Source organism: Acidobacteriota bacterium (assembly GCA_029861955.1).
Lineage (GTDB): Bacteria > Acidobacteriota > Polarisedimenticolia > Polarisedimenticolales > Polarisedimenticolaceae > JAOTYK01.
Map to the genome: position 1 here is coordinate 1 of JAOTYK010000057.1, position 10884 is coordinate 10884.

Consider the following 10884-nt stretch of genomic DNA (forward strand, 5'->3'; position numbering starts at 1 on the left):
TGAGCAGCGGATAGATGTTCCCGTAGCTCTCCCGCCAGAAGTGCGCCACGCTCGTCTCGATGAACTTCTTGATGTCGTACCCCGACATCGGTTCGAGCGTGAGAATGCCGAGGACGGCGTAGCGGCTGGAGCTGCGATCAGGCATATCTATCTCTGCTATATATCGGAATGATATATAGGTCAGAGGGGACCGTCAAGGTCTTCCACCGTCTGTTGCGCCCGGACGAACTGCCGACAGGTGAGTGACCGTGGCGTGCCGAGCCAGGTGTCCACGGGGGTGTCCATAACCCTCGGACTGTAGAGCACTCCTCGTACTCCTCGTAAACGGGAAAGGGCAACGAATCAAGACAACTCTCGAAAGTCCTTGATTCGCCACCCTTCCCTCGCCGGCTTAAAATCCCCTGAGGGCAACCTCGTCCGAGTTCGAGTCTCGGCTCCGGCACCAATGTTTTCAGTGGGTTACGACGGTGCGTGCGAACGAGTGAATTCGCAACCTTCAGTGTTAGCCCTCTTTATGGCAAATCCCGATTCGTCGTGTCCGCCAAAAAGCGCCGTATATAGTGGCATGAGAATGAGCGCCGAAGGAACCGGGCGAGGATCTTAGAAAATACCGGTCTACACGACTTCTTCGTAGAGCGTCAGACGAGACAATCGTCGGTACGCAGGCACGCCGGCTAGGGGTGAAGGGGAGGGGCACACGATGAGTTCCCGGGTTGCAATGCAGTGTAGATTCCTGAGAACGAGTTGCTTGCGAGCCCTGGCCTTGGCCACGAGCGCCGGGTTGCTGACGATGAGCACGGCTTCCGCGGCCGGGATCGTCTGTACGGTCGAGCAGGTTACCGACACCGTGGGGCTCGCCGCAGCCATCGAGCCCTCCATCGACGGATCCGGGACTCGCATCGCCTTCCGCAGTAGCGGGAACCTCACGGGTGACAACCCGGACGGCAGCCAGGAACTGTACGTCTACGACACCACGACCTCGATACTGAGCCAGGTTACCGATCTGGATGGCCTGATCGACGAGTTTAAGATCAGCAACGACGGGAGCTACGTGGCGTTGACATCGAGCGCCTCCTTGTTCGGGACGTTTGAAGTATTCCGCGCCGACACGGCGTCTCTGGGAGCGGTCCAGTTGACGCCGGACAGCTTCTCCGGAACCGGCAACATCTCGATCGATCACGACGGGTCGACGATCGCGTTCACGTCGAGCAAGGACCTCACCGGCGACAATCCCAACTTTCGCGACCAGCTGTTTCTCTCCGAGACCGCAGGCGGGTTCATCCAGGTAACCAACTTCGCGGACGGTCAGGGCCCGGAGGCGACCTCCCTCTCTGCGAGCGGCCGCCGGGTGGCGTTCCAGATCAACGATGCCGGAACGAGGCGGCTTTACTACGCCGACGCCCCGGGGGCGCCGCTGCTCGCCGCGAGCGAGGCCGTCAGCCTAGGGGCGGGCGGGCCCTCGATCAGCGATGACGGTGCCGCGATTGTGTTCGTGTCGGCCGACGACGGCAACGATGAACTGTTCTTGCATGACCTTGTCTTGGGAACGACCGAGCAGTTGACCTTCACGACGGGATCCCTGGCCCTTCGTCAGCCGGCGTCGAACGCAACGGGCGAGCGCCTTGCCTTCGACCGGACAAACGGATTCACGTCCGAGGTTCTTATCCTCGACGTTTTGACCGGCGAGGAGTGCTCGTTGGCCCCGGGAGCGTCGGCCCTGGCCGCGTCGATCAACGACGACGGCCGGCGGATCGCCTTTCAGTCTGGGGCGAACCTGACCGGCGGCAACCCGGATGGGAGCTTTGAGATCTTTCTCGCGGACTGCGATCCGCCTGCGACCCGTGCGATACAGTTGCGCCTCGACGCGGTCGATCTGCTGTGGGACGCCGCGGAGGGTGCCACCGCCTACGACCTGGTCCAGGGGGACCTGGCGACCCTGCGTCTCACTGGCGGAGACTTTGCGACGGCCACCGATTTCTGTCCGGCGGATGACCACGTAGGGACCAACTTCCCGCACGGCATCGACCCCTCGCCCGGCAACGGCTACTGGTTCCTCGTCCGCGTCGTGTCGCCGTCGTTCACCGGTACCTACGACGCCCGTACGCTCGGTCAGGTGGCACCGCGAGACGCTGGGATTGCCTCCTCCGGCTGGGATTGCTTCTAATAGGGTGAACCGCGCCGGGTCCGTCGAAGAGCTCACCTGTTGAGTGTCGATGTAACAGGGAACGGCCCTCCAACTCAGGTGTCCACGGGGGTGTCCATAACCCTCGGACTGTCGAGCACTCCTCGTAACCCTCGTAAACGGGACAGGGCAACGAATCAAATAAAGGTTGATCCGCCGCCCTTCCCGAGAGTACTTAAAATCCCCCGAGCCAACGCTCATCCGAGTTCGAGTCTCGGCTCCGGCACCAGCAGGGGAAACGGCCGGGGCCCCGGGTGCCTGCGTCCGCACCTTTGCCTTGACCTGCCGCGTTGGCTGAGCCTAGTCTCGCAGATACATCCTCCCGCCAACGGAGGAACAAGAGATGACAGGATTGGCAAAACAACCCTCAGACCACGGAGCGTCGATTGAGCGCCTGGCCATCTTGTTCACCATCCTTGCTACCACCGGTATGGTTGCCGTTCATCTCGTTGCCGCCATCGTACGTCGCGTCGGTCCCGAACTTCCGCTTGCTGCCTGGCCGCTCACAATTGGGGCAATCGTTATTGCGGCAACCGTCAGCCTCACGGCACCCCGCTTGGCGGGGCTGCTGCCGGAGTGGCTCGACGGATCGGCGAGGTCGCATCCCGCCAGGGCCGCGCTGTTTGCATTGATCGCGTTGCTTGCCATCGTTCAGACCGCTCGGATCAGCACACACAAGACCGACCCGGACACTTCATGGTGGATTCTCACCACCAACGAATTATGGACGAAGCACGAATGCGGCACGGCCTACTTCCACGCTGTCGAACTACACGACCGGGGCGAAAAAAACATCTACCACGCTGATCACTACCCGGGGCTCAACCGCGACATCGAGTCCATCACCGAATTCGAGGGCATGAAGGTCGAAGACCCCTACCAATACCCGCCGCAATTCCTCCTGCTGCCCAAGCTCATGCTCGCCATGACCCATCACTACCCCACGATTCGAATCGCCTGGTTCTCCTTCCAGTACATCGGTATCGCGGCAGTCTTTCTGCTGCTCGCCCACTGGGTCGGCGGCACTGCTGGTCGTTGGATGGCGATGCTCTCGCCGCTGGTCATCGCCTCACCTGCCGCGCTGTCCGTCTTTCAGTACACACAGTTTCACTTCGTCGCCATCACACTCACCATCGCCGCTATGGTCGCGTTTGAAAAGCAGCGCAACGTCCTTGGTGGCGCACTGCTAGCCTTCGCCATTCTCGGAAAGATCTTCCCCGGGTTCCTATTGATCCTATTGCTGGCCGAGAAGCGTTGGAAACCTCTTGCTTGGACGTTTGCATTCGGCGTTGTTTTCACGCTCGTAGCGTTGGCGGTTCTCGGCATCGCGCCTTTCTCCGCATTCATCAGCTATCAGCTTCCGCGAATGCAATCCTTCAGCGCCTTCGCCTTCATCGAGGTCTGGCCGGAGATACGGTTTGAACTCATCACCGCCAATCTTTCCCCGTACGGGCAAGTCGTCAGGCTAGGGGAGATGGGCTTTCCCGGAATGACCCGCGCGGTCGCGTCCGGCTTCAACAGCCTATTCACGGTAACGCTGATTGGCTTGGCCATCGTCGCATCGCGCCGCCTAGGGTCACGGGTTCGCCGCGCGCAGATCTGGCTCGCCATCCTCGGACTCGCCTCCATGGCCAGCCCAGCGGCTTGGGGCGACTACATCACGCTGCCCGCCATGTGGCTGCTCTGCGCCCTTGTGATCAATGCCTCAGCCAACCGCAAACTTGCCGTTGGGCTCAGCATCTGCTGGATCTTCTTCTACTTCCTGCTCGGCCTCGTCCCGCTCGAAACCTTCCCTCCCCCCGGCATCACCTACACGCTGTCGACAATCAACTTCATGCTGCTCGTTGGCTTGATGGGCTGGGTCATCCTGCGCAAGCCAAACCCAGCGGTCGCGGTGTCTATGTAACCCAGAGGTTGAACCGCCCCGGGTTTACCGGAGAACTGGTTGCGTGAGTCCGGCCACCAGTATGTCCGGTGCCTGCCGAATCCGATATCGCGAAGGGGGCAACGATCTGTCAGGCGATCGCTCCAACACCACCCTTCATAAACAGATGTCCACGGGGGTGTCCAGAACCCTCGGACTGTAGAGCACTCCTCGTAACCCTCGTAAACGGGAAAGGGCAACGAATCAAATAAAGAGTGATTCGCCGCCCTTCTCGAGAGTACTTAAAATCCATTTTGCGTCAACCTAATGCGGATTTAACACGACCGTTTTAGAATGGGTCTCCTTTTTCGACCCAGACCCGCCATCGAATCGGCGGAACCAGGAGGGATTCATGAGAACCACAGCCTACGCGCTGGTCGCGGCCGCGATGATCATCGCCGGCGTGACGGTTCCCGCGACCGCGGGGATCGCCGTGTACGACAAGGACGGCAAGAAGATCGAGGTCGGCGGCCGCATCCAGCTCCAGTACCGCAATGCGGACGCCAGCGGGGGGGGCGATTTCGACGAGATCTTTTTCCGCCGCCTCCGCCCCTATATCCAGGGGACGGTGACGGAAGACTGGATGGGCAAGATCCAGTTCGACTTCGGCAAGGCAGAAGACTCGAACGAGGTCGCGCTCAAGGACGCCTACATGCAATACCTCGGCTGGGAAAACCACAAGATCACGATCGGCAACTCCAAGACACCGTTCTCGAGAGAGTTCCTGGCCTCGTCCAAGCGCCAGCAACTGGTCGAACGGAGTTTTACCGGAGACCACAACTTCGGTTCACCGGACCGCCAACTCGGCATCCGGCTCGATGGCAGCGCGCTGGACAAGAAGATCACCTACGCGGCCTCGTTGGGAACGGAAGAGCATGACCCGGCGATCAACCGCATGGACTTCGACTCGCCCGCGAACGCCGCGGCCGACTGGAACGAGGGCGTCGTAGTAGCGGCCCGTCTCGACTACCATCCGCTCGGTTACATGAAGTTCGACCAGGCCGACTTCCGCAGCGACGAATGGAAGATCAACTTCAGCGTGGCCGCCTTCAACTGGTCCAACGACGACGACAACAACACCTACACCGATTCGGGTACCGGCATGGTCAACGCGACCGGTCTGGCCGACGGCAAGGTCGACCTCGACAGCGCTGAAGGCCTGGAGCTCAGCGCCGGCGTGCGCGGGATGGGATTCTCCGCGGATATCGAGTTTCAGAAGATCAGCGGCGACACCGTGGACCCGACGTTCACCGGCGGCCTTTACGCCAACGGGAAGACCGACCTGGACATCATCGCCGTGGAAGCCGGCTACATGGTCGCGTCCAACGTCGAAGTGGTAGCCGGCTGGGACACGTTCGACGCCGACAACTTCACCGCCAGCACCGACCGAACGTCCCTGGGGCTGAACTGGTACTGGAACAAGCACAAGGCCAAGCTTCAGTTGACGTACCGCACCTGGGACAGCGTCACGGGCGTTCCCGGGAGCGACCTGGACGAGGTCATCGCCCAGGCCCAGTTCGTGTTCTAGAGCCTGCATCGTCGTTCACCGCCCGGCTTGGCGCCCCGACCACCTTCAACGCAACGTCTTTCTCGCTTCTACCGTGTTTCTACCGCATTTCGTGGGATGTGCGGAGTGATGACGCCAGCCACGCTACAGGCGTGAAACGATCACGGGTCGTCGAACACGACCGGCTCTAGGCTCGCGCGGCTCCCGCCTCGAGCCCACGAGGTCGTGACATCGAATACCGGTGCCCGGCTGAGATAGAGGACGACGGCGATGGACAATTGGTGGGGCGACTATGAGGTCGCCGAAGATCAGACCTTACGGTGGCAACTCGGTCCCAAGACACTCTGGATCACGCGAGGTGACAGCGAGTGGAGAGTCGCGGGCACCGAGGGGCCTGACCGTCTCGCCAGTCGGCTGATCATCGCCGAACCCGCGGAGGAACCAGCCGGCGACGACGATAACATCGATGTCAGGCGCTTCGCGAGCAGGAGCGGGAATCGATCCCTTCGCCTCGAGCCGGCGCTCCCCGATCTCCCCGTGGTGGTAAGGACAAATAAGCCGTTTGTCGTACCTGCCATGGAAGAGACGACGCTGTTCCTGTCGGCTCCACTCTGGCTCCGGGTATACCTCGATGGGCGCGAGGTGGAACAGGTGGACGCACCGATCGCACGGCCGTCAGATACCTGGTTTGGTCCAGACACGATGACCGGCGAGCTATGCTACGCCCTGCGAACGAGCGCGAGGCTTCACCTCGAGAATCTCCCTCGCAGGCCCCACCGGGCTATCTCGGCCGTGCGCATTCAGAACAACGCGCCGTCGGCCCTACCCATCGAGAAGCTCAAAGTCCCTGTTCCACATCTCTCGCTGTTCGTTTCCGACGAAGGTCACTTGTGGACGGAAGCGCTCACGCTCGAGCGCGAGGACGACTCGGGCGGCACCAAGGTGCGGCTGGACGATAGACCGAGACAGATCGTGGCCACCGAACGCATCGCACGGCCACGGAAGGAGATGTCGAGGGGATTTCTATTGGACGCCTTCGGCAAGCTCTTTGTGAAGAAAGGCAGGAATTACAATGAGTGAGGTACTCAGCAACCTCGGCGTGTCAGACTTTTTGACATCTGGCCGCATGCTCGGTCTCGGCCGGGCGGTGCTCATCCTCGTTGTCGGGATCCTGGTGGCCCGGCTCGCAAGCAGAACTGCCGAGCGAGGGCTGCGGCGTCGCGTGAGTGCGCAGGAAGCCATGCTGGTGAGGCGGTTGAGCTATTACGTGATGCTGATGCTCGTCGTCACATCGGCGCTCCACCAGCTAGGCTTCAAGTTCGGTGTGCTTTTGGGTGCCGCCGGCGTCTTGTCCGTGGCCATCGGGTTCGCGTCACAGACATCGGCTTCCAATCTCATTAGCGGAGTGTTCTTGATTGCCGAACGCTCCTTTGTGGTTGGCGACCTGCTCGACGTCAACGGTCGGTTGGGCTTTGTCATTTCCATAGACCTCCTCTCGGTGAAGCTCCGTACGTTCGACAATCTGATGATGCGTGTGCCGAACGAGGAGATGATCAAGAACACCGTGTTGAACCTCACGCGATTCCCCATCCGCCGCCTCGATCTGCAGGTGGGGGTTGCCTACAAAGAAGATACGGAGCGAGTCAGGAAGATCCTCTTCGACGTCGCGGAGCGGAATCCGATCTGCCTCGACGAGCCGTCGCCGCTGTTTATCTACAAAGGGTACGGAGACTCGGCCCTCGAACTGCAGTTCTCGGTGTGGGCGAAACGGGAAAACTTCCTGATGCTGAGGAATACGATGCAGGAGGAGATCAAGAGGACGTTCGACGAACACGGCGTCGAGATTCCGTTCCCACACCGGACCCTCTACACGGGCAGCGTTACAGAACCTTTCCCCGTGCGCATGGTGAACGACGGCGCCTAATCGAGCGCTGCCGACGGCAGGCAGACGTGGCGAGGCGGACGGCGCCGTGGCCGCCCATCGCGTGGGCGAGACCCCTCGCAGCCAGTCTGGTACGATTCCAACTCAGCAGAGACCCGGAATAGGGTATCCGTGGGGGACAATGCTGATTCTGAATCGGAGTTCCGTGTAGATGACACCCGACGTCAACACGGGCCATGGAGCACCCGACCCGATCCTGCGGACCAAGCTGTATCGGCCGCAGCTGACCCGGGAGTTGATCGACCGGGGGCGCCTGGTCCCGCTGTTGAACGGGGCCCTCGAGGTGCCGCTGACCCTGGTATCGGCCCCGGCCGGCTACGGCAAGAGCATCCTCGTCGCCCAATGGGTCGAACAACTCGACAACCCCATCGCCTGGTTGTCGTTGGATGCCAGTGACAGCGAGCCGAGGACGTTCCTCCAGTACTTTCTCGCCGCCGTGGATACCGTGTCGCCCGGTGCCTGTGACGCCACCCGCGAGCTCCACGAAGCCAGCTCGCTGGCTCCGATACCCATTCTCGCAGGCTATCTGCTCAACGACCTCGACGCGATCGGCGTGCCGTGCGACATCGTGCTCGACGACTATCACCGGATCGACCCTGCGTCGCCCGTGCACGACCTGATGAACAGGATGCTCGAGCACCCTCCGGCACAGTTCCGGTTCGTCGTTCTCACTCGCCAGGATCCGCCATTCGACCTGCCCAGCCTTCGAGCCGACCACCGCATCAACGAGGTGCGCCTGCAGGACCTGCGGTTCACGGTGCGCGAAACGAGAGAGTTTCTGAGCGCGACAACGGACCGCTCCGTGAGCGATGAGGGGCTAACACACCTCGACCGTGAGGTGGAAGGGTGGGCGGTTGGATTGCGGCTCGTGTCTTTGGCGCTGCGACATGTCCGCGACGCCGATGCTTTTCTGCAGGGACTGCCCGGCCACCTGCCGGAGATACAGGAGTACCTGCTGCGAGAGGTACTGTCTGCGCAGGCTGCGGGGGTTCGGGACAGTATGCTGGCGTCTTCCATCCTCGATCGTTTTTGCGCGGAACTGCTCGACGCGGTCCATGAGCCGGCCGCCGCCGCCGCCACTTCTGAGTTCACCGCCTCCGATCTCTTGGAAGAGCTAGGAAAGAACAACCTGTTCACGATCGCCCTCGATGCCCGGCACAAGTGGTTTCGATATCATCACCTATTTCAGGAGTTGCTCAGGGACGAGCTGCAGCGCGATCGCGATCCGGATCACGTCTCGGACCTGCATCTGCGGGCCAGCCGGTGGTTCGAAGGCGAAGGCCTGATCGATGAAGCGATCAAGCACGCTCTGGCGGCCGAAGACATGGGGCGGGTCGCAGGGTTGGTCATTCGGAACCGACACGAAGCCCTCGATGACAGCCAGTGGTACGTCCTCGAGAGATGGCTTGCGCTCGTCTCGACAGGGACCGTGCAGCAGCACGCAGAACTTCTGATGGCTCGTGCCTGGATTATCTTGAGCTACCGCTACGAAGTCGAAGCCGTGCCGCCGCTTCTGGCTGAAGTCGAATCGCTGGTCGGCGACAAATCCGGGGATGAGCAGGTGCGCAGCGAACTCGCGTTGTGTCGCGGGTACGTCTGCTGGCTGATGGGGAACGGAGCCGAAAGCCTGCAACACCTGGACGTCGGTCTCGAGCAGATTCCCGTGTCGCACACGGATTTCCGGAGCCATGCCGAAATGATCTTCGCGCAGGCGAATCAAATGGTGGGCCGGGCAGAGCAGGGCATGCGCTTCCTGGACGACCTGCTCGCGCATTCTGAGTCGCTCAAACCGATGCGAGAGGCCCGGCTGTTGATTTCCCGTGTCTTCATGCACGTGGTGGCCGGCGACCTGTTCGACGCCGGCTTGGCGAACCAAAGAATGTGGGAGGTCGTCAAGCGTGGTTTCCCGGCGTACGTGCGGATATGGACCAGCTACATACAGGGGCTGATTCACCTGCAGCGCTGCCAGTGGGAAGCGGCGGTCGACTATCTGGGGCGATCCGTCGCGGACCGGTTCGTCCATCACGCGCGGGCTGCGATCGACTCGATGGCAGGTTTGATGCTAGCGCATCAGGCGCTGGGGCAGGAGGAAGAGGCGCAGGCGACGTTGCAGACTCTCAACGAATATGTCGCTCCCCTCGGGGATCGCGCAATGGAGATGCTGGCGGTATCCGCGGAGGCGCGCCTCGCCATCCTGCAGGGACAACCGGAGGCCGCAAGAGGCTGGGTCGAAGCGAACGAGCCGCCACCCGAAGGGGCGCTGCTCTGGTGGATCGACATACCGTCGATCACCCGATGCCGGGCCACGATCGCCGTCGGGTCACCAGGTGGCCTCGTGAAAGCGGAAGCGCAGCTGCGGGAGTGGGTCAAAGTGGCCGAGGCCCAACACAATACCTGCCACCTGATCAGGGTCCTGACGCTGCTGGCCACGGCCTGCGACAGGCAGGACAAGACGGAAGAGGCCCTCGGGACCCTCGAGCGGGCCGTGGCGTTGGCCCGGAAAGGCGATCTCGTCTTGCCGTTCGTCGAGCTCGGCACACCCATGGTGGAGCTGCTGGGCAAGCTTGCCGGGGAGCGTGAATTCGCGGCCCGGGTCGAGAGTCTCGTGACCGCCTTCGGTACGCCCACGGACAGATCTGCCACGTCCGAGGCCGGGGCCGGCAGACAACCGGTGCAGAGCCGAAACCTCGTAGGCCTGACCAACCGCGAGTTGGATGTCCTCGAACTGCTCGCGCTGCGCCTGCAGAACAAGGAGATCGCGGACCGCCTGTGTATCTCCGACCAGACGGTGGGCAGCCACCTCAAACAGATCTACCAGAAACTCGGTGTTCACGGCAGAAGAAAGGCGGTCGAGCGGGCTCTCGAGACCGGAGTCCTCGACCGCCACCCTCCGGACTGACCTACCTCACGCCCCCGGACCGCCTTCAAGGCGCCGTCTCCCTCGCCTCTGCCCTGTTTCTACCGCATTCCGCGGGATGTGCGGAATGATGACGCCAGCCACACTACTGACGTGAGACCCACACCACAGTCGATCACGACCGGGTCGGAGCGATGCGACGGGGAGCGCCCGGAGCCAGGTCCGGTCCCGGAGCCACTACATGCTGTCACTCACGGAGAAACACGACGCGGAGGGCACAGTGATGCAGCCGAAAGGCATCGCCGCCTTTGAATTCGGCGGTCCCGCCACCTACCGCATCGTGGGCGGAGACCGCTGAGTCGCAGGCTGCCATTGCCAAAGTCGGCAATTGGGTATCCGAACACTTGCTCGATGATTGAGATGATTCCTCGTTAAATAGCGCGCTGCCGTGTCACTGCTTGTGTCCTTTGCT

Annotated in this window: 7 protein-coding genes; 6 read left to right on the top strand and 1 reads right to left on the bottom strand. The window is 61.8% G+C overall.

The window, feature by feature from the left end; all coding sequences use genetic code 11:
• Positions 1 to 145 (bottom strand): PadR family transcriptional regulator (locus OES25_16575; protein MDH3629255.1); only part of this gene is annotated, 145 nt, incomplete at its 3' end.
• Positions 146 to 748: 603 nt separating this feature from the next.
• On the opposite strand from OES25_16575, the gene OES25_16580 reads away from it, so the two are divergent.
• The 6 genes from OES25_16580 (at position 749) to OES25_16605 (ending at position 10454) form a co-directional block, all read left to right on the top strand.
• On the top strand, positions 749 to 2164 hold the full coding sequence (locus tag OES25_16580) for a hypothetical protein (protein ID MDH3629256.1): 1416 nt from the start codon (positions 749 to 751) through the stop codon (positions 2162 to 2164).
• A gap of 361 nt (positions 2165 to 2525) precedes the next feature.
• Entirely contained in the window at positions 2526 to 4088 is a 1563-nt protein-coding gene (locus OES25_16585) for a DUF2029 domain-containing protein (protein ID MDH3629257.1), read from the top strand.
• A 370-nt stretch (positions 4089 to 4458) separates the two neighbouring features.
• On the top strand, positions 4459 to 5634 hold the full coding sequence (locus OES25_16590; GenBank protein MDH3629258.1) for an OprO/OprP family phosphate-selective porin: 1176 nt from the start codon (positions 4459 to 4461) through the stop codon (positions 5632 to 5634).
• A 249-nt stretch (positions 5635 to 5883) separates the two neighbouring features.
• On the top strand, positions 5884 to 6693 hold the full coding sequence (locus OES25_16595; protein ID MDH3629259.1) for a hypothetical protein: 810 nt from the start codon (positions 5884 to 5886) through the stop codon (positions 6691 to 6693).
• Positions 6686 to 7537, top strand: a complete 852-nt coding sequence (locus OES25_16600) for a mechanosensitive ion channel family protein (protein ID MDH3629260.1) — start codon at positions 6686 to 6688, stop codon at positions 7535 to 7537. Before OES25_16595 ends, OES25_16600 begins: the two co-directional genes overlap by 8 nt.
• Before the next feature lie 169 nt (positions 7538 to 7706).
• Entirely contained in the window at positions 7707 to 10454 is a 2748-nt protein-coding gene (locus OES25_16605; GenBank protein ID MDH3629261.1) for a LuxR C-terminal-related transcriptional regulator, read from the top strand.
• Positions 10455 to 10884 lie beyond the last annotated feature (430 nt).

What these genes read in the sequence shown, in the direction of transcription:
- OES25_16585 (MDH3629257.1), top strand. Translation starts at nt 2,526, where the DNA reads ATGACAGGATTGGCAAAACAACCCTCAGACCACGGAGCGTCGATTGAG.
- OES25_16590 (MDH3629258.1), top strand. Translation starts at nt 4,459, where the DNA reads ATGAGAACCACAGCCTACGCGCTGGTCGCGGCCGCGATGATCATCGCC.
- OES25_16595 (MDH3629259.1), top strand. Translation starts at nt 5,884, where the DNA reads ATGGACAATTGGTGGGGCGACTATGAGGTCGCCGAAGATCAGACCTTA.
- OES25_16600 (MDH3629260.1), top strand. Translation starts at nt 6,686, where the DNA reads ATGAGTGAGGTACTCAGCAACCTCGGCGTGTCAGACTTTTTGACATCT.
- OES25_16605 (MDH3629261.1), top strand. Translation starts at nt 7,707, where the DNA reads ATGACACCCGACGTCAACACGGGCCATGGAGCACCCGACCCGATCCTG.